Origin of the sequence: Rhodanobacter sp. L36, assembly GCF_009765755.1 — a bacterium.
Taxonomy (GTDB): Bacteria; Pseudomonadota; Gammaproteobacteria; order Xanthomonadales; family Rhodanobacteraceae; genus Rhodanobacter.
In genome coordinates, this window is sequence record NZ_LMUV01000011.1 from 939,420 (window position 1) to 958,815 (window position 19,396).

Annotated in this window: 16 protein-coding genes; 6 read left to right on the forward strand and 10 right to left on the reverse strand. The window is 61.2% G+C overall.

Going from position 1 to position 19,396, the window contains the following annotated elements; all coding sequences use genetic code 11:
• Positions 1–30: 30 nt before the first annotated feature.
• The 4 genes from GSQ73_RS13915 to GSQ73_RS13930 all read right to left on the reverse strand — a co-directional run bounded on the left by GSQ73_RS13915 (position 31) and on the right by GSQ73_RS13930 (position 3,897).
• Positions 31–633, reverse strand: coding sequence for a hypothetical protein (locus GSQ73_RS13915; protein ID WP_158884975.1), 603 nt, complete (start codon positions 631–633; stop codon positions 31–33).
• 5 nt (positions 634–638) lie between these two features.
• A complete protein-coding gene (gene prpB / locus GSQ73_RS13920) occupies positions 639–1,526 on the reverse strand; it encodes a methylisocitrate lyase (RefSeq protein ID WP_158884977.1) in 888 nt (295 codons plus the stop codon).
• A gap of 126 nt (positions 1,527–1,652) precedes the next feature.
• A complete protein-coding gene (locus GSQ73_RS13925; RefSeq protein WP_158884979.1) occupies positions 1,653–2,639 on the reverse strand; it encodes a malate dehydrogenase in 987 nt (328 codons plus the stop codon).
• A 58-nt stretch (positions 2,640–2,697) separates the two neighbouring features.
• Positions 2,698–3,897: an aminotransferase class I/II-fold pyridoxal phosphate-dependent enzyme gene (locus tag GSQ73_RS13930; RefSeq protein WP_158884981.1), complete on the reverse strand. Its 1,200-nt coding sequence runs from the start codon at positions 3,895–3,897 to the stop codon at positions 2,698–2,700.
• A 209-nt stretch (positions 3,898–4,106) separates the two neighbouring features.
• Here GSQ73_RS13930 and GSQ73_RS13935 point away from each other — a divergent pair, with 209 nt between their 5' ends.
• A complete protein-coding gene (locus GSQ73_RS13935; RefSeq protein ID WP_158884983.1) occupies positions 4,107–4,364 on the forward strand; it encodes a GlsB/YeaQ/YmgE family stress response membrane protein in 258 nt (85 codons plus the stop codon).
• A 75-nt stretch (positions 4,365–4,439) separates the two neighbouring features.
• On the opposite strand, the gene GSQ73_RS13940 is transcribed toward GSQ73_RS13935, so the two are convergent.
• From GSQ73_RS13940 to GSQ73_RS13950, 3 genes are all read right to left on the reverse strand, one after another.
• The gene (locus GSQ73_RS13940) at positions 4,440–4,871 is read right to left on the reverse strand and encodes a YidB family protein (protein WP_158884985.1); all 432 of its coding nucleotides are present in this window, start codon (positions 4,869–4,871) and stop codon (positions 4,440–4,442) included.
• Between the two features lie 122 nt (positions 4,872–4,993).
• Positions 4,994–5,503, reverse strand: a complete 510-nt coding sequence (locus GSQ73_RS13945; RefSeq protein ID WP_158884987.1) for a peptidylprolyl isomerase — start codon at positions 5,501–5,503, stop codon at positions 4,994–4,996.
• 118 nt (positions 5,504–5,621) lie between these two features.
• The gene (locus GSQ73_RS13950) at positions 5,622–7,376 is read right to left on the reverse strand and encodes a 3-hydroxybutyrate oligomer hydrolase family protein (RefSeq protein WP_158884989.1); all 1,755 of its coding nucleotides are present in this window, start codon (positions 7,374–7,376) and stop codon (positions 5,622–5,624) included.
• A 438-nt stretch (positions 7,377–7,814) separates the two neighbouring features.
• On the opposite strand from GSQ73_RS13950, the gene GSQ73_RS13955 reads away from it, so the two are divergent.
• Positions 7,815–9,740 (forward strand): pilin, encoded by a 1,926-nt coding sequence (locus tag GSQ73_RS13955; RefSeq protein ID WP_158884991.1) that lies wholly within the window; start codon positions 7,815–7,817, stop codon positions 9,738–9,740.
• A gap of 154 nt (positions 9,741–9,894) precedes the next feature.
• Positions 9,895–11,721: a translational GTPase TypA gene (typA, locus tag GSQ73_RS13960; RefSeq protein ID WP_158884993.1), complete on the forward strand. Its 1,827-nt coding sequence runs from the start codon at positions 9,895–9,897 to the stop codon at positions 11,719–11,721.
• 100 nt (positions 11,722–11,821) lie between these two features.
• Here the strand turns inward: typA and GSQ73_RS13965 are convergent, their stop codons facing one another.
• Complete coding sequence (locus GSQ73_RS13965) at positions 11,822–12,772, reverse strand: LysR family transcriptional regulator (protein WP_158884995.1); 951 nt, start codon at positions 12,770–12,772, stop codon at positions 11,822–11,824.
• Between the two features lie 249 nt (positions 12,773–13,021).
• On the opposite strand from GSQ73_RS13965, the gene acnA reads away from it, so the two are divergent.
• Positions 13,022–15,772: an aconitate hydratase AcnA gene (gene acnA, locus GSQ73_RS13970; RefSeq protein WP_158884997.1), complete on the forward strand. Its 2,751-nt coding sequence runs from the start codon at positions 13,022–13,024 to the stop codon at positions 15,770–15,772.
• A 165-nt stretch (positions 15,773–15,937) separates the two neighbouring features.
• Entirely contained in the window at positions 15,938–16,642 is a 705-nt protein-coding gene (locus tag GSQ73_RS13975; protein WP_158884999.1) for an SDR family NAD(P)-dependent oxidoreductase, read from the forward strand.
• A 31-nt stretch (positions 16,643–16,673) separates the two neighbouring features.
• On the opposite strand, the gene GSQ73_RS13980 is transcribed toward GSQ73_RS13975, so the two are convergent.
• Positions 16,674–17,096, reverse strand: coding sequence for a hypothetical protein (locus tag GSQ73_RS13980; RefSeq protein ID WP_254063411.1), 423 nt, complete (start codon positions 17,094–17,096; stop codon positions 16,674–16,676).
• A gap of 181 nt (positions 17,097–17,277) precedes the next feature.
• On the opposite strand from GSQ73_RS13980, the gene GSQ73_RS13985 reads away from it, so the two are divergent.
• Positions 17,278–18,957, forward strand: a complete 1,680-nt coding sequence (locus GSQ73_RS13985) for an AMP-binding protein (protein WP_158885003.1) — start codon at positions 17,278–17,280, stop codon at positions 18,955–18,957.
• A 55-nt stretch (positions 18,958–19,012) separates the two neighbouring features.
• On the opposite strand, the gene GSQ73_RS13990 is transcribed toward GSQ73_RS13985, so the two are convergent.
• Positions 19,013–19,381 (reverse strand): PilZ domain-containing protein, encoded by a 369-nt coding sequence (locus tag GSQ73_RS13990; RefSeq protein ID WP_158885005.1) that lies wholly within the window; start codon positions 19,379–19,381, stop codon positions 19,013–19,015.
• Positions 19,382–19,396: the final 15 nt, after the last annotated feature.

The following is a 19,396-nucleotide window of genomic DNA, read 5'->3' on the forward strand; positions in this document are numbered from 1 at the left end:
GCAGGTGAAACCCTTCGCCCATCATTTCATTCAATCGGTGAATGTATCGGCAGTCGCCAGCCGCGGGCACTTGGCGATCGCTTGCACGTCGGGCTCGCCTTGCTGTTTCTGATCCGCGAGCATCCAGCATTCACCCAGGGTCGAGCAGTAGCAGATGTGCATCGTTACACGCATTTTCATTGCCTGACGGAAGCGCGAGACTTCTGCGGCATCGTGAAATACCTGGATCGGCAACGTCTCACCCGGGCTGAGCACATTTCCGTCGAGTGACGAAAATTCCATTTTGCCGGACGGCAGCCCCAGCACATCGAAGACGCTCTTCCACGTCGTCTGCGACTTGCCGTCGACCGACACCTGCACGCTTTGAACGATGGCGGGGCCCACGCCTTTGTTGAAGATAGCCAGCGTATAAGGTTTGTCTTCAACTTCCGTCGGACTCACGTACGCCTTGCTCAGATACGGCCACACCTGTGCACGCACCTGCTGGCGCTGGATATACGCCGTGTAACCCGACACCAGCAATGCAAGCAAGCCGATCATGGAAGCGATGCCGACACCGAGCGCATCGCCACGACTGCGCCGGTTGTATGTTGCAACCGGCGATGCATCCTCGATCGATGACGTCTCGGTCATGGCGCTCAGCCTTCCTTGCCGCCGCCGAACAATGCATCCAGCTTCTGCTCGTAGGCGTGGTAATCGAGAAAACCGTAGAGCTCCTCGCGCGTCTGCATGCTCGGCACTGCGGCCTTCTGCGTACCATCGCGGCGCACGGTTTCATAGAAGTTCAACGCGGCCTTGTTCATCGCGCGGTACGCGCCGCAGCAATAAAGGATGATGTCGACGTTCGCATCCGCCAATTCTTCGCGCGTGAACAATGGCGTTTGGCCGAACTCGGTGATGTTGGCGAGGATTGGAACCTTCACCGCAGCTTTGAACTCGCGATACTGGTCGAGCGTGTAGATCGCTTCGGGAAAAATCATGTCGGCACCTGCCTCCACACACGCTTGTGCGCGCTCGATGGCAGATGCCAGGCCTTCCACGGCAATCGAATCAGTACGCGCCATGATCACGAACTGATCGTCGCTGCGCGCATCGACCGCCGCCTTCACGCGATCGACCATTTCCTCTTTCGATACGATCGCCTTGCCCGGCCGATGGCCGCAGCGCTTGGCTGCAACCTGGTCTTCGATATGCAGTGCGCCCGCGCCAGCCTTGATCAACGAGCGCACCGTGCGCGCAATGTTGAACGCCCCGCCCCAACCCGTGTCGACATCCACCAGAAGCGGCAGATTGCACACATCGGTGATGCGACGAATGTCGGTGAGCACATCTTCCATCGTGCTGATGCCGAGGTCCGGCATGCCCAGCGAATTGGCGGCAACGCCGCCGCCGGAAAGATAGATCGCCTTGAAGCCTGTGCGTTGCGCCATGCGCGCGGCATACGCGGTGATGGCGCCGACGACTTGCAACGGTTGTTCTTCGGCGACGGCTGCGCGAAAGCGCGCGCCGGCAGATGCAATCGTCATGGCCTACTCCAGCGAAAACGGCAATTTTAGCGCAGCACGAAGCGTCTCGCGTCAACCGCACTTTTCACACGCGAAACGAAACGGGCCGACGTATGCCGGCCCGCTGGTCTTACGACAACGTCCGAATCACTTCTTTGCGAACAGATGCTCGACGCCCGCGCGTTCTTCGCGCAGTTCCTTGTCGGTGGCATCCATGCGGCCGCGCGAAAAATCGTTGACGGCGAGATCCTGCACGATGGTGTACTTGCCGTTCTTCACAGTGACCGGATAGCCGTAGATCACACCCGGCGCGATGCCATACGAACCATCCGAAGGAATGCCCATCGACACCCAGTCGCCCTCGGCCGTACCCTGAGCCCAGAAACGCATGTGATCGATGGCGGCCGATGCGGCGGACGCAGCCGACGATGCACCACGCGCCTTGATGATTGCCGCGCCACGCTGCTGCACGGTCGGGATGAAGTCGGATTCGTACCACGTCTGATCGATCAGCGACATCGCCGGCTTGCCGCCGACGGTGGCGTGATGGATATCCGGATACTGCGTGGAGCTGTGGTTGCCCCAGATCGTCATGCGGCGAATATCGGTGGTGTGCGCGCCGGTTTTTTCAGCCAGTTGCGACAGCGCGCGGTTGTGGTCGAGGCGCACCATCGCGGTGAAGCACGCCGGATCCAGATCGGGCGCGTTCTGCTGGGCGATCAGCGCATTCGTATTGGCCGGATTGCCGACCACCAGCACACGCACGTCACGCTTGGCGTGATCGTTGAGGGCCTTGCCCTGCGGACCGAAGATCGCCCCGTTCGCTTCCAGCAGATCCTTGCGCTCCATGCCCGGGCCGCGCGGACGCGCACCCACCAGCAAGGCGTAGTCGACATCCTTAAATGCAACGTTGACGTCGTCGGTAGCGACAACGCCCGCGAGCGTCGGGAATGCGCAGTCATTCAATTCCATGACCACGCCCTGCAGCGATGGCAGCGCCGGCGTGATTTCCAGCAGGTGCAGGATCACCGGCTGATCGGCACCCAGCATGTCGCCGGCGGCGATGCGGAACAACAACGCATAACCGATCTGGCCGGCAGCGCCGGTAACGGCAACTCGTACGGGGGATTTCATGGAATGGCTCCTCGGGTGGGTATGTGCTTCGCGCGGCACGGATGTCGCGATCGATGGATCAACTCAGTTCGGCAAAGAATTCCGCGATGCGCGCAAGCCCTGGCGCGAGTTGCACCGTTGGGCAGGTGTAGGAAATCCGCAACGCGCGCGGCTCGCCGAACGCGGAACCCGGCACGCATGCGACGCCCTTGGATTCCAGCAAGGCCGCGCAGAACTGCACATCGTTCTCGATGACGGCACCGTTGTGGCTTTTGCCGAACGCCACCGAAACGTCAGGGAACGCATAGAACGCACCTTGCGGTCGCGGACAAATCACGCCCGGAATCGCCCTGAGTGCGGCGACGACGATGTCGCGCTTGTCGGCGAACTCGGCGCACTTGGCGACGGGAATATCCTGCGGGCCGCTCAATGCCGCCACGGCGGCAGCGGTGATCACTTCAGGCAGGCTGGTGATGTGGTTGGAATTGAGCGTGGTGATCGCCTTCGCCACAACTTCCGGGCCGGCGATCAAACCCACGCGCCATCCGGGCATGCCGTAGGTTTTGGAAATCGAATCGACGAAGATCACGCGATCGCGCAATTCGGGTTTTGCAAAAACGAAGTTGTGATAACCAATCTCGTCGAACACCATCGAGTTGTAGATGTCGTCGGTGATCACCCAGGTATCGGGATGCCGTGCAAGCACGTCGGCCAGCGCGGCGATTTCATCGCCGGTGTAGACCATGCCGGTCGGGTTCGACGGATTGTTGAACAGGAACACCTTCGGCTTGCGCGCGAGCGCCGCGTCGAGTTGCGCTGGTGTCAGCTTGTAATTCTGATCCGATCCGCAGTGAAGCACGTTGCTCTTCGCACCGACGATGTCCGCGATGTCGCGATACGTTGTCCAGTAGGGTGCGGCGTAGCAGATCTCGTCACCCTCATCGAGCAGCGCTTCGGCGAGGTTGTACAACACCTGTTTCGCGCCGATGCCGATCGACAGGTTGGCGCGTGTGTAACCGCTGAAGCCGAGCGCTTCGATGTGTTTCAAAAAGGCGTCGAGCAAGATATCCGCGCCGCGATTGCTGCCGTACTGGCCCGAGTCGTGCGACAGGGAATCGCGCGCCGCGGCGTAGACATGCTCGCCGGGCAGAAAGTTGGGTACGCCGATGGAGAAACTGATGATGTCGCGACCGGCCGCCTTGAGCTGCATGGCCTTTTGGGCAATCAGCATGATGGCGCTGGGCTTGGCGCGGCCGATGCGTCGTGCGAGTGGTGGCATGGGTTCCTCATCACGGGAAGTGAAATCAGCAAACCCGATGATTTTAGCACGCAGCAATGGGCGATCCGGCAGGGTGCATTCCGCCATGGCCCGATGCATCATGCGCAAGCCATCCCGATGAATGTCATGACGCGATGGGCGACACGAGCGTGCCGGATGCGTGCTCAAGCAAGAATCAGGGGCCTCCACTCACTCAAGGACATACGCATATGCTGCATTTGATCTGGTCAATCATCGTTGGCTTTTTCGTCGGCTGGATCGCGCGGGCCATCCTGCCTGGCGCCGATCACATGGGCTTCTGGATGACTGCCGGCGTCGGCATCGTCGGCTCGCTGATCGGCGGTCTGATCGGCAACGCCATCAGCCGTCCGCCGCCGGGATCGAAGTTCCACGCTGCCGGCTTTTTCATGTCGATCATCGGCGCGGTCGTGCTTCTGCTGGTGTTGCGTTACGTGCTCAAGATGTAACAGCCATCTTTCATCGATAAAAAAAGCGGCGGGATTTCTCCTGCCGCTTTTTTTGTATCGAAAACAGATACAACGTCAGGCCGGCTGACCACCACCGAGCAGCTTGCCGGCCAGGCCTTCCAGCATGCCGAGATTGAAGCCACCGCCCTGCCCGTCTGCCGGCACCTGGCCATCGGGGGTCAGATGATCCACCGCGTGCGGCAAGACCTGGGAGAGTTTGCCGAGCAACTCGTTCTGATCGACGCCCAACGAACCGGCCGCCTGTTGCAGCAACGAACCGAGGCCGCCATTCTGCAAGGCCTGCCCGAGTTGATCGCCTGAAACCGGCTGGTTCGTCCCCGTACCAACCCACGATTGCACGGCGCCGCCCAACCCATGCTGTTGCAGCATGTTGATGAGTCCCTGCACGCCGCCGGCCTTCTCGATCAATTGCCCTGCAACGCCGATCAGCGAACCACTGCCTGCCTGTTGTCCTTGTCCACCGAGCAAATCATTGAGGAATGACATGTCGTTTCTCCTGTTGAATGAATGGAAGATGCTTGACGCCTTCCGATCATAGGCCGGCCGCACGATGCTTTCCATGACAAAAAGCCGGCCGAAGCCGGCTTTCCTCGTGGTTGCGCCAGGACTCAGCCGCGTTGGTCGAGCACCGAATTCCAGTCTTTCACACGATCGGACTGCGCCGTGAGGAGCGCATCCACGTCGCCGTCGACCGTGACCTTTTCGATGGTGTCGCCCTGCTGGATCGTGTTGACGACATTCATGTCCGCGGCATCGACCACTTCGCCGAACACGCTGTGCTTGCCATCCAGCCACGGCGTCGCACCATGCGTGATGAAGAACTGGCTGCCGTTCGTGCGCGGGCCGGCGTTCGCCATCGACAGCACGCCTGGCTTGTCATGACGCAGCGATGCGTTGAATTCATCTTCGAATTTGTAACCCGGGCCGCCGCGACCACTGCCTTCGGGGCAACCGCCCTGAACCATGAAGTCGGCGATCACACGATGGAACGACAAGCCATCGTAATAACCACGTTTGGCAAGGTTGACGAAATTGGCAACCGTGACCGGAGCCTTGTCTTCATGCAGGCGCAGATGGATCGGGCCGCGATTGGTGGTGAAGGTCACTTGGATGGTCATCGCAAATCCTTGGGTTCGAAAGCTGAAATACGCCGTGGCGCGGCGCAAGGGTCGCACAGAATAACGCAGGGTTACTCACGCTGCAGACGACCGCCGTCATGACACGATCGAGTCCCGTTCAAAGCAGCCCGAGCGCCTGCCGATCAAGCGCACCATGACCACGTGGATGTGATGGCGGTGTCGGCATATCGGCAGGCCACGCCTCGTGCTCATGCAGATGTCGCCACAGCTGGTCGAGCGCGGCATATCCATAGGGCAACAGCGGCACATGGCGAGCACCGAAACCCGTTAACGACAGGAAGGCATCGAAGTGCTGCGCGTGCGCAATTTTCCAGTACAGAGGTTGACGGCCGTTCTCGCGCAGCCAGTTCACGTAAGGCTCGGAACTGAAAGCCGCCGGCAGCAATCCGTCGCTGGCACCGTGCACGATCCACAGCGGCAGATCCTTGCGCGGCAATTGCACCGCTGTTTCTGCGACAGCCTTATGCAAGATGCGCGCGTCTGTCGCATCGCCGTTCCAGAGTCTTCGCAAATCTTCGCTGCCACACAGGGTCGGATCCGCCGACTCATCCCTGCCGCCCAGCAAGCCGATGCCGTGACCGGGTGGAATGCCCGAGCCATCGGCCCACCAGGCTGCGCGCATCGCGGAACTGACAGGTGCCGCAACGCCACGAGCGTCAACGGTCGCGTAGCGAAATCCGCAAGGCATGTTGATGGCGCGGCTTCGCAGATAGGACGACGCGTAGCCGGCCGTGATCACGCGCCAAAGATCGAACACCGTGCTGCTGGCCGCGGTGGCCATCGCCGCATCAGTCCAGCCGGCGTCCCGCAATTTTTCATGGGCGTGTTCGCCTTGCGCAGACGTCTTTACGCCGGCGATGAGGCCGCGCTCGCGCAGACTCGTGCAACGTGCGATCCAATCCGCTGGCGTCGTGCCTCCCGGCTCGCGAACGAGCGGCGCGTCCGCGAATCGCTCGGCGACCAATGCACAAGGCAACCAGATTGCTGCTTCGGTAGCGTAGTCGTAGAGCGCACGTCCACGTTCCGGTGAGAAGACGTTGGGTTCGAGTGCGATCACGCCCGAGAAGAAATTCTCTTGATCGAGACCTGCCGCCTGCAATACCGCGCCGCCGCCGTTGGAAAGACCTGTCGCGATGATGCGCGTGTTCTGCGACGTGAACGGTGCATCCGCCGGATACGCGCGATCCAGCATCGCCAGACCGAACTGCGCGGCCTGGATCACGTGGTGACCCCAATGCGCTTCCGGGTTGTCGCCCGAATGCATGTGTTTGATGTCGACGCCTGCTGTCGTCGTCGACGCAGGCGGTTCGAACTCCAGTTCGACATCGCCACGCCGTGCGCGGCAACCATCAAGCGCGACGCCGGTGTCGTCGGCATAGTCAAAGTAGCCAGCGCCGCCGCCCTTGTCGGTGTACGCGACAGCGCAACCTCGCGGCAAACCCCAAGCGCCGGCCAGCGCCATGGCGCCATAGATGCCGCGTGACCCGGACGAAGCGGTGACGACCAGACATCGTTTCCGCCGATCGAAATGGTCCGGCAGTTGCAGCAGCACGCGGTGCGACGCGTTTGCACCGGCGATGCGCGCGAACGACTGATATTCGCGGCCAGGCACGTCGGGTACGGCACCGTAAACCTGACCGTAGCCGCCCAGCGGACCGAGATCGGCGATGCCTTTCCAGCTGGACTGAATGGCTCGCCGGCGCAACTCGCCCGGCGTCGGTTGCGATGGATCGGCAAACGTTCGCACGAAGCCGGACAGCCCGCGCAGACCGACGCCCGCGCTCAGCAGATCGTCGTCACCGCGATGCTCGGTAACGCGTACTTGGCCGAATTCAACATCAGGAAAAGGCATGGTGCATTTCCGCTGCGATCCGGAATTGGAACGCGTTCGCGCATCGCCGAGGCTAACTCAACAGTCGACGCCATCGCATTACGCCGCTACAAAAGTCGGGCGCCGAATACGTCTGATAAGCTGCTGCTTCGCGCGTCAGGGAGGATGTCGACACGACTCGTTCCGATGCCTCTCAGGGATTCAAGGGGATCTGAAATGCTCGTATCGCGCTGCACGACTTTGGCCGCCGTTCTCGCAGCCAGTTTCTGCGTAACGGCCTGCCATCGGGATTCATCGCCAGCGCCGACTGCCGCATCGTTGCAACGCGCGCAGGACGAACTTTCGCAACCGGCCTGGCTTCATGACCACCTCCCCGCGACTACCGTCGGATACATCCGCCTTGCATCGCCGTGGGGTTTGCTTGGCGCGGCACAAACGGGGCGTCCGCTCGATGCAGTGATGGCCAGTGAGCAAAACCTCAAGGCAATTGCCTCATTGCGCAGCGCCATCGCCAGCGACAAGACACTGTCCGATGCCGGTGCCACGCCTTACCTCCTTCCGCTGCTCGCCGACCTGCGTTCGCCGATCGAACTGGCGCTGATCGATCCGATCGGAACGCCCTCGCCAAATACGCAGGTGCTCGTGTCGATGCGCATGGCGCAAAAGAGTGTTGATGAAATGAACGCGCGCCTTGCACAGATCGGCGCAGCGGCATTGAAGCTTGCCGCACCGCTGGATTCTCACGGCGACGGGAAATTGGCGAACGGTACGCCGCTGCACTTCGATGCGGCCAGCGGCAGGTTGTTCGCGTTGGCGAGTCGCCTTCCCGCAGATCCTGCGAAGCTCAACGCGCTGCTCGGCGATCTTGCGGGTGCCAAAGCCGACAGCGAAGTGGCCAAAGCCATTTCGATCCAGGAACAACAGATCGACCAGTCCGGCCAAGGCACGTTCGGGTGGATCAGTCTGCGCGGACTCGGCGGCCTGGCCGCCGGTGCCATTCCATCACCGACCGTAGGCACGCTGCCCGGCGACCTGACTTCGAAGACGGAAAGCGTGTCGTTCGGCGCGGGTACGGTTGATGGACATGGACGACTGCGCATCGTGGTGCACACGCCGCAATCGCGATTGCTCGGCTATCTCGCGCCGGGCCGGTTTGCGCCTGATTTCAAGGTTGCCGGCACGCCACGCTGGGTCTTCAATATCGCACTGCCCGGTGGCGAGCAGTTCAAGAATTTCGAGAACAACCTCTCGCTCGACTTCGGTGCCGAACACGCCGCCAGCGTGCGCAATGTCGAAAACATGATCCAGCAGAAAGCCGGATTCAGCATCGCTGATCTCACGCAATGGATCGGTCCTGAACTGATCGGGTTCGAGGACGATGCAGGCGTCTATAGCGCCGTACGCGTCAACGACAAGCAGGCCTTGTACGACCATCTGCAGGCGCTGGTGCATCGCCAGGGCGGCAGCTTCAAGACGCAGACGATCGATGGCGTCGATATCCACTCGCTCACCATGAGTCACGCTGCCGCACCGGCTGCGGACGCGAATCCACAGCAGCGTGCATGGGCAACCATCGGATCGCGTTTCTCGACGCATCTGTACTGGATCGAAGACGGCCATTTCCTGATCTTCGCCAGGGTTCCGCAGGCGCTGGCCGATCGCGGCGCGGCAAAGCTGGACACGTCGCTCGATGCATGGCTGAAGACGCAGGCATGGCACGGCAACGAAAGCCTGTTCGGTTTCACCACCGTATCGCACGATGCCCAGCGCGACGCGTACTACGGTTACCTGCAGGTGCTGCAGTTGCTTGGCGATCTCAGTGGAGAACCCACCGACCTGGCCAGTATGCCCGCCGCGCATTCTCTCAACCTGCCGCGGCAGGGCGTGATCGGCATGGACCTGGGCGCCACCACCGACGATCTCTCGCTCAACATCACTTACGAGCAACAGCCGCTCGAAATGCTGACCGGCAGCAGCGGCAGCGGATCGATGACCACGATCGCGGCCGTTGCCATTGTCGCCGCCGTGGCGATTCCGGCTTATCAGGACTACGTGATCAAGGCGCAGGTCAACGAAGGCGTCGCGCTTGCCGGCGCCGCGAAGACCGCACTCACCGCCTATCACCAGCAGCATGGGCACTGGCCGAAGGACAATCAGCAAGCTGGGCTTTCGTCGCCGACCGACATCAAGGGGCGCTACGTCGACAGCATCACCGCCGAAAGCGAGGGCGATATCCGCGTCCATTTCAGCGCGGTGCCGCCATCGCAGGCAAACGCGCAACTCGGCGGCAAGACGCTGATCTTCACGCCCGACGGCGACGCGTGGCATTGCCATTCCGACGATATCGTCGACAAGAACCTGCCGGCGGATTGCCGCAAACCCTGATGCGAGTGCGGCACCGCCGAAGTGCGCGGTGCCGCAGGATCGACCGGGCGTTCGTCGAAACCACGGGCAAGTTGTCACACAACTCCGTATAATCAGTGGATTCACCCCTCAAGAAACCTGCGCGACGGCCTGTGCGCCGCTCCGAGTCGATCCCATGTCTATCGAAAATCTGCGCAACATCGCCATCGTCGCCCACGTCGATCACGGCAAAACCACCCTCGTCGATTGCCTGCTCAAGCAGTCCGGCACGCTCAACGAGCGCACCGTGCTCGCCGAGCGCGTGATGGATTCGAACGACCAGGAAAAGGAGCGCGGCATCACGATCCTGGCGAAGAACACCGCCATTACATGGAAAGGCAACCGCATCAACATCGTCGACACGCCGGGACATGCGGATTTCGGTGGCGAAGTGGAGCGCGTGCTGTCGATGGTCGACTCCGTACTGATCCTGGTCGATGCGATGGACGGCCCGATGCCGCAGACGCGCTTCGTGACGCAGAAAGCATTCGCGATGGGCTTCAAGCCGATCGTGGTGATCAACAAAGTCGACCGTCCCGGTTCGCGCCCCGAGTGGGTTGTCGAGCAGGTCTGGGATCTGTTCGATCGCCTTGGCGCCACGCCGGAGCAGATGGATTTCCCGATCGTTTACGCCTCGGCGTTGAACGGCTACGCCGGCCTCAATGACGACGTGCGCGAAGGCGACATGACGCCGCTGTACGAAGCGATCATGCAACACGTGAGCAAGCCGGACGTGGATCCTGACGGCCCGTTCCAGATGCGCATCAGCCAGCTCGACTACAACAGCTTCGTCGGCGTGATCGGCATTGGCCGCATTCAGCGCGGCGCACTGAAGAAAGGCATGGCGGTGGCCGTCATCGATCGCCATGGAAAGAAGCGCCAGGGCAAAGTGATGCAGGTGCTGGGCTTCCTTGGCCTGGAGCGTATCGAGCAGGACGGCGCCGAGGCTGGCGACATCGTCGCGATCTCGGGTATCGCCGACCTGACCATCTCGGACACCATCTGCGCGCTGGATACGCCCGAGGCGTTGCCGGCGCTGACCGTGGACGAGCCGACGATCTCGATGACCTTCCAGGTCAACAACTCGCCGTTTGCCGGCAACAAGGATCTTTCCGGCGGCAAGTTCCTGACCAGCCGCCAGTTGCGCGAGCGACTGGATCGCGAACAGGTTCACAACGTGGCGCTGAAAGTCGAGGAAGGCTCCGACGCCGACAAGTTCCTGGTCTCCGGCCGCGGCGAACTGCATCTGTCGGTGCTGATCGAGAACATGCGTCGCGAAGGCTACGAGCTGGCCGTGTCGCGTGCGGAAGTGATCATCAAGGAAATCGACGGCCAGAAGATGGAGCCGATCGAGCAACTGGTGGTCGACGTGGAGGAAGTGCACCAGGGCGCCGTGATGGAACGGCTTGGCGTGCGCAAAGGCCAGCTGAAGAACATGGAATCCGACGGCAAGGGACGCGTGCGTCTCGATTACGAGATTCCGGCACGCGGCCTGATCGGCTTCCAGAACCAGTTCAAGACCTTGACCCAGGGTTCCGGCCTGCTGTTCCACGTGTTCGACCATTACGGCCCGAAGGAAGACGGCCAGATCGCCAAGCGCCTCAACGGCGTGATGATCGCCAATGCCGGCGGCACCACCCCTGCCTACTCGCTCGGGCCGCTGCAGGATCGCGGCAAGCTGTTCGCCGCCGAAGGCGACTCGGTGTACGAGGGTCAGCTGGTCGGTATCCACGCGAAGGACAACGACCTCACCGTCAACGTGATCAAGCCCAAGCCGCTCACCAACATGCGTGCGTCCGGCAAGGACGATGCGATCCAGCTGACGCCGGCGATCAAGTTCACGCTGGAACAGGCGCTGGATTTCATCGACGACGACGAGCTGGTCGAAATCACGCCGAAAGAAATCCGCCTGCGCAAGAAGAACCTCACCGAGAACGATCGCAAGCGCGCATCGCGCAACTGATCGCATCGACACGTGTTGAAACAGAGGCCGCCGCAAGGCGGCCTCTTTCATTTAAAAATGGAGCCGTGGCAAGGCGACGTTTTGCCCGTGAGTTTCGTGATCAACCCGAAGTCGTCTTTGGCTTCGCGTCGATGACGCTCAAACCTGGTCGTTGACGTGCCAGCTTGCGCAGCAGCTCGGCAAACGCGCGCAGTTCGTCGTGCCACGGCGACGCGTCGCGCCAGTACAGCGCGATCTCCCTGCCCGACGCCTGGCCTTTCAGCTTGGCAAGCACGATGTTAGGCATTGAAGCCAATCTTTCATGCGCCAGCGCCGGAACCAGCGCGTAACCACCGCGCAGGCTGACCAGTGCGGCGAGGCTTTCCAGGCTCACGTCCTGCACGTGACCGTGTCCGCCGCCATCGACATCGAGCCCGTCGGCGTGGCTTTCCGCCATCAATGTCGCTTCGGCAGGATCCAGTTGATCGAGCGCAATGCCGGACTTGTCTGCCAGCGGATGATCGGCGCGCAACATCAATTCCCACGGCTCGAAGAACAACGGACGTCCGGCGATGCCACTCATCGTCCCAATCGGTGGCGCCAGCACGGCATCGAGTTCGCCTTCGTGCAATCGACGCAACAGACCGCGTGGTTTGCCTTCGGACAGGCTCAGTTGCGCGCCCGGAAAATGTTGCGGAAAAGGCGCAATCAGATGCGGCAGGAGGTACGGCCCAAGCGACGCGGGAACGCCAAGACGCAGTTCACCACCGAACGCCACCGCGCCTGCACGCGCCACTTGCTGCAGGTGTTCGCCGGCGGCGAGCACGGCATCGATCTGCTGCAACAGTCGTTGACCGCCGGCCGTCGGCACGATGCGTCGGCCACCACGTTCGAACAATGGCGCACCGAGCGCCTGCTCCACTTTCTGCACTTGATGGGAAAGCCCGGACGCGCTGATATGCATGGCGCGCGCCGCGCTGTTGAAACTGCCATGTCGATGCACCGCCTGCACCAGCGCAAGATCGCGCAGGGACACTGCTGCCAGGGCCATCGAAATCATCGAATGCTGCATGTCATGAAAGGCGTTTGTGTGTGTCGGACATCGGGCTCATCCTGTGCGGCGAAGTCGGCCTGTAACGATTCGCTCAGTTTACCGCTGCATGGAACGGATCACCTCGCAACATGTTTCGGCGTCATCCGTTGGTCGTCGATCGGATCGCGGCAGTGTCGACTTTTGAGCGATAATTATTGTTTGCCAGGCCGGCAATCCGCCACACACACGTTCGAACATCCCAGCCGCAGGATTCAGCCAGGAGCTCCCATGAAAGATACCTTTTCCGTACGCGACACACTCGAGGTCAATGGCCAGCGCCATGTCTTCGCCAGCCTGACCAAACTGGGCGAGCGCTTCGACCTCAAGCGGTTACCGTATTCGCTGAAGATCCTGCTTGAAAACCTGCTGCGCCACGAGGATGGCGTCGACGTCACGGCAAAGGAAATCGAGGCGATCGCGAAGTGGGATTCGAAGGTCGAACCGGACACCGAAATCGCCTTCATGCCGGCACGCGTGGTGCTGCAGGATTTCACCGGCGTGCCTTGCGTGGTCGATCTTGCCGCGATGCGCGACGCCGTGGTGAAGCTCGGTGGTGACGCCACGCAGATCAATCCGCTCGCACCGGCAGAGCTGGTGATCGATCACTCCGTGCAGGTCGACGCGTACGGCTCGGAAAGCGCGCTGGATGAAAACGTCGCGATCGAGTTCGAGCGCAATCAGGAGCGCTACTCGTTTCTGCGCTGGGGCCAGAAAGCGTTCAACAATTTCAAGGTCGTGCCGCCGCGTACCGGCATCGTGCATCAGGTGAACCTGGAGCATCTCGCGCGCGTGGTGTTCACCGCGGATGTCGATGGCGAGAGCTGGGCATATCCGGATACGGTGTTCGGTACCGATTCGCACACCACGATGATCAACGGCCTCGGCGTACTCGGCTGGGGCGTCGGTGGCATCGAAGCGGAAGCCGCGATGCTCGGTCAGCCGTCGTCGATGCTGATTCCGCAGGTGGTCGGTTTCCGCCTCACCGGCAAGCTGCCCGAAGGCGTCACCGCGACCGACCTCGTGCTCACCGTGACGCAGATGCTGCGCAAGCTCGGCGTGGTCGGCAAGTTCGTTGAATTTTTCGGCAACGGTCTGAGGCATTTGCCGCTGGCCGATCGCGCGACCATTGCCAACATGGCACCGGAATACGGCGCGACCTGCGGCATTTTCCCGATCGATCAGGAAGCGCTGAACTACCTGAAGCTGTCCGGCCGCACCGCCGCGCAAATCCAGCTGGTCGAGGCGTATGCCAAGGCACAAGGCATGTGGCATGACGAGAACGCCATCGAGCCGATCTTTTCCAGCACGCTGGAACTCGATCTCGCCGAAGTGCGTCCGTCGATGGCCGGACCGAAGCGTCCGCAGGATCGCGTGCTGCTTGAAGGCGTGCAGCAGAGTTTCCACGACGTGGTCGGCGCGCTCACCGCCAACCGCAAGCCGAAGACGAAAGCCTCGGATGATTTCGCCAACGAAGGCGGCGCCACCGCCATCGGCAACCCGGCCAATGCGATCAGCAACGGCAGCGTGCGCGTGGAAAAAGATGGCCAGAGCTTCAAGGTCGGCGACGGCTCGGTCGTGATCGCCGCGATCACGTCGTGCACCAACACGTCCAACCCGGCGGTGATGCTGGCCGCTGGCCTGGTTGCGAAAAAGGCCGCTGCCCGTGGACTGAAATCCCAGCCGTGGGTGAAGACATCGATCGGCCCAGGCTCGCTGGTGGTCAGCGACTACCTCAAGAAAACCGGCTTGCTAGAAGAACTTGAGAAGATCGGTTTCTACATCGTCGGTTACGGCTGCACCACCTGCATCGGCAACTCCGGACCGTTGCCGGTGGAGATCAGCCAGGCGATCGGTGAAGGCGACCTCGCGGTGGCATCGGTGCTTTCGGGCAACCGAAACTTCGAAGGCCGCGTGCATCCCGAAGTGAAGATGAACTATCTGGCCTCGCCACCGCTGGTCGTCGCCTACGCGCTGGCCGGCACGCTGGACATCGACCTGACCAAGGATGCGATCGGCAACGGCAGCGACGGCAAGCCCGTCTTTCTGAAAGACATCTGGCCGTCCAATCAGGAAATCTCCGACATGATCGCCGGTGCGATCAACCCGGCGATGTTCGAGAAGAACTACGCCGACGTGTTCAAAGGCGACAGCCGCTGGAACCAGATCGCCTCGCCGGACGGCGCATTGTTCAAGTGGGACGATTCGACCTACATCAAGAACCCGCCGTACTTCGATGGCATGAGCAAGGACGCCGGGCGCATCGAGGACATCCATGGCGCCAGCGTGCTCGGTCTGTTCGGCGACTCGATCACCACGGACCACATTTCGCCGGCCGGCTCGATCAAGAAAGACAGCCCTGCGGGGCAGTTCCTGATCAGCAAGGGTGTGCAGCCGCTGGAGTTCAACTCCTACGGTTCGCGTCGCGGCAACGACGACGTGATGGTGCGCGGTACCTTCGCCAACATCCGCATCAAGAACCTGATGCTCGATGGCGTGGAAGGCGGCTACACGCGTTACGTGCCCTCGGGCGAACAGATGGCCATCTACGACGCCGCGATGAAATACAAGGCGAGCAAGACGCCGCTGGTCGTGTTTGCCGGCAAGGAATACGGCACCGGTTCCAGTCGCGACTGGGCAGCCAAAGGCACCTTGCTGCTCGGCGTAAAAGCCGTGATCACCGAAAGCTTTGAGCGCATCCACCGCTCCAACCTGGTCGGCATGGGCGTGCTTCCCTGCCAGTTCAAGCCGGGCGAAAACGCACAGTCGCTGGGCCTGACCGGGGCGGAAACCATCGACATCACGGGCCTCGACGACGGCAAGTCGCGCGAAGCCACAGTCACCGCGACGGCGGCTGATGGCAGCAAAAAGCAGTTCTCGGTCTATGTAATGCTGCTCACGCCCAAAGAGCGCGAGTTCTTCCGTCATGGCGGCATCCTGCAATACGTGCTGCGCCAGCTGGCCGGAAAGAAAGCCGCCTGAGCAACGCCGCATGCTGAATTGAAAACGCCCCGATGACGGGGCGTTTTTTTTGCGAAGTATGCAGCCAAAGCCTTGCGATTCTTGCGGGTCAGCGATGATCCGTTTTCCATTTCCGACGAAACGCGACATGCTCTTCCTCGTTGAACATTGATCAAGGATATGCGGATGCCAGCTCTTTCTTCGAACAAAAAACTTCTACTCATCGGCGCATCGCGCGGACTCGGCCTTGCCTTGGCAGAGGAATACCTCAAGCGCGGATGGGACGTTGTCGCCACCGAACGCGCCGGGAGCAAATCCGGATTGCACGACTTGGCGCAGTCTCATGGCGAACGACTCGAGATCGAGAAAGTCGATATCGTCGACCCGGAACAGGTGGCTGCATTACACGCTCGTCTTGCGTCGAGAAAATTCGACATGCTGTTTGTCAACGCAGGCGTCAAGAACGGTGACGGCGAAACGATCGCGAACGTAACGACCGACGAGTTTGTGCGCGTGATGGTCACCAACGCGCTGAGCCCGATGCGCGTCATCGAAACGTTTCAGGACGTCGTACTTCCCCGGGGCACGATCGGCATCATGTCTTCCGGGTTGGGAAGCGTCGCCAACAACGAGAACGGCGGCTATGAGGTCTATCGCGGCAGCAAGGCAGCACTCAACACTTTCATGCGCAGTTTCGCCGCTCGTAGCGCGGATGATTCGAGGACGTTACTGCTTATGGCGCCAGGCTGGGTGCGAACCGACATGGGCGGTCCTCAAGGCCGCCTGAGTATCGAAGAAAGCATTCCGAACCTCGCAAACACGATGGACGCGCAGGCCGGAAAAGCAGGCCTCCAATATCTGGATTATCTGGGTCGCCAGATTCCGTGGTGAATACGGTGCCGCGCCGTCGCGTATAGCGGTTTCAGTTGGAATGCGTCCACGTCGCGGTGTAGCAAAGCCAGTGACGACCGTCCTTTCGCCACGCCGATTCCACGTGATAAACGCCGAGTTGATCCGGCAGCCACTTGCCGCCGCTGGTCAGTGTGACGGTGAACGTCGCGACGATTCGTTCGCCGCGAGGTTCGATCGTTATTGGCCCTGTCGCCACACCGATGTGGTCACCGCGCAGCGCCACAAGTCGGATCGTGTTCGCGAGCGATCGTCGATCGAGCTCGCCGCTATTGCCGTCGAAATCGTCGCTGAGCGACGCGGTGACGTCACTCGCCGAACCAGCTTCGGCAGCCTTGGCAACCGAGGCGATTGACTCGCGTACCTGCACATCGTCGGGCGTGTGGTGACAGCCCGCAAGGGCCGTGATGCCGAGCAACAGAAGCAGGGATAGCATGGCGATTTTCATCAGCCCGATGATAGCCAGATCACGACGCACTGCGTCTTGCTGCCGTGCGCGGACGCATGCTCCAATGCCTCGACGCATGGTTCGCAAAGGACATGCGCATGGTGACGATCCGTCAAACGGTCGTTGACCATTCGGCACAACATCGACATCAGCGTGAAGGACCCCGAGCATGAGCAATGAACGTCCGTGGCTGGATCACTATCCCGAGGGCGTGCCCGCTCAGATCGATGTTCATGCGTATGCGTCGGTGGCGGCGGTACTCGAAGAATCCTTTGGACGCTTCAGCGAAAGGCCGGCGTTCTCCAGCTTCGATCGCAGGCTCACTTACGGTCAGATCGAGGAGATGAGCCGACACTTTGCCGGATATCTCACCGGTGAGCTGAAGCTGGTCAAGGGCGACCGCATCGCGATCATGATGCCCAACGTCTTGCAGTACCCGATCGCACTTTATGGCGCGTTGCGCGCCGGCCTTGTGGTGGTCAACACCAACCCGCTTTACACGGCGCGCGAGTTGCAACATCAACTTGAAGACGCTGGCGCGAAAGCGATCGTCGTTCTCGATAACTTCGCCGCGACGCTGCAGCAGGTGGTGGCACACACGCAGGTCAAGCACATCGTCACCACCGGCATCGGCGATCTGCTCGGCGCGAAGGGTGTGCTGATCAATTTCGTGCTCAAGCGTGTCAAGAAAATGGTGCCTTCGTTCCAGCTTTCGCAGGCAGTGCGCTTCCGCGATGCGTTGACTCGCGGCGCGGCACACCCGATGCCGAAAGTGGAATTGGCCCACGAAGACATCGCCTTTCTCCAATACACCGGCGGCACCACCGGCGTGGCCAAGGGTGCGATGCTCACGCACGGCAACATGGTGGCGAACATGCTGCAGGCCGATGCATGGATCGGCAAGAACATGAAGTCGGGCCAGGAAGTGGTGATCACTGCGCTGCCGCTGTATCACATCTTTTCGCTATGCGCGAACGGACTGGTGTTCAGCCGTCTGGGCGGCTTGAACTGGTTGATCACTAACCCGCGCGACATGCCTGCGTTCGTCAAGGAACTGAAGAAATCCGGCTTCACTGCGCTTACCGGCGTCAATACGCTGTTCAACGGATTGCTCAATACACCCGGCTTTGCCGAACTTGATTTCTCGAAGCTGCACCTGTCGCTCGGCGGCGGCATGGCCGTCCAGCGTGCCGTGGCCGACCGTTGGAAAAAGGTCACCGGCTGCACGCTGGCCGAAGCCTACGGGCTTACCGAAACCTCACCCGCGGTCTGCATCAACCCGCTCGATCTGAAGGAATACAACGGCTCCATCGGCCTGCCGATTCCGTCCACGGATGTCGCGATCTGGTCGGAGGACGGCAAGCGGCTTCCGGTTGGTGAGGCCGGCGAACTCATGGTAAGCGGGCCGCAGGTGATGAAGGGTTACTGGCAGCGCGACGACGAGACGATCAAGGTGCTTGGCAGCGATGGCTGGCTGCACACCGGCGACATCGCGAAGATGGACGAGAACGGCTACTTCTATATCGTCGACCGCAAGAAAGACATGATCCTCGTATCGGGTTTCAACGTGTACCCGAACGAGGTCGAGGACATCGTGATGCAGCATCCTGGTGTGCTCGAAGTCGCGGCCGTGGGCGTGCCGGACGAGCACTCCGGCGAAGTGGTGAAGCTGTTCGTCGTGCGCAAGGATCCCAACCTCACCGAGGAAACGCTCAGGCAGTTCTGCCGCGAAAACCTGACCGGCTACAAGCGGCCCAAGGCGATCGAGTTTCGCGATGCCTTGCCCAAGACCAATGTCGGCAAGATTCTTCGTCGCGAACTGCGTGACGGGACGAAAGCCGCCACCTGAAACGAAGGCGCCCGCGCAATGCGGGCGTCGTTCTCGGTGAAACAGGCAGTGCGCGTCAGCTGTCTTTCCAGTACTCCAGAATATCCGCGTATCCGCCAAGCAGATTCCATAGCGGCACCTGTTTGTCTTCCGGGATACGGCTGTAGGAAAAACCGATGTGATGATCGGAAACACGCGCCACCATCGCCTCCAGATGGATGTGCAGATCGTGTCCGAAAATCATGTCGAGTATCCAGCTCTGCCCCGGCTCGCCGGACCACCCAAGCGGGCGTCGCAACAGCGCACCGGTCGCTGAAATATCCACCAGCTCGGTCGGATGAGACTCACCGTGGCGGCTCATCAATACGGTCGTCTCGATTTGCATGCGCGCGGGCCGCAGCTGCTCCGGATCGTCGCCACCTTGTCCATTTTTTTCGTTCATCATCGTCGTACGTTTTCC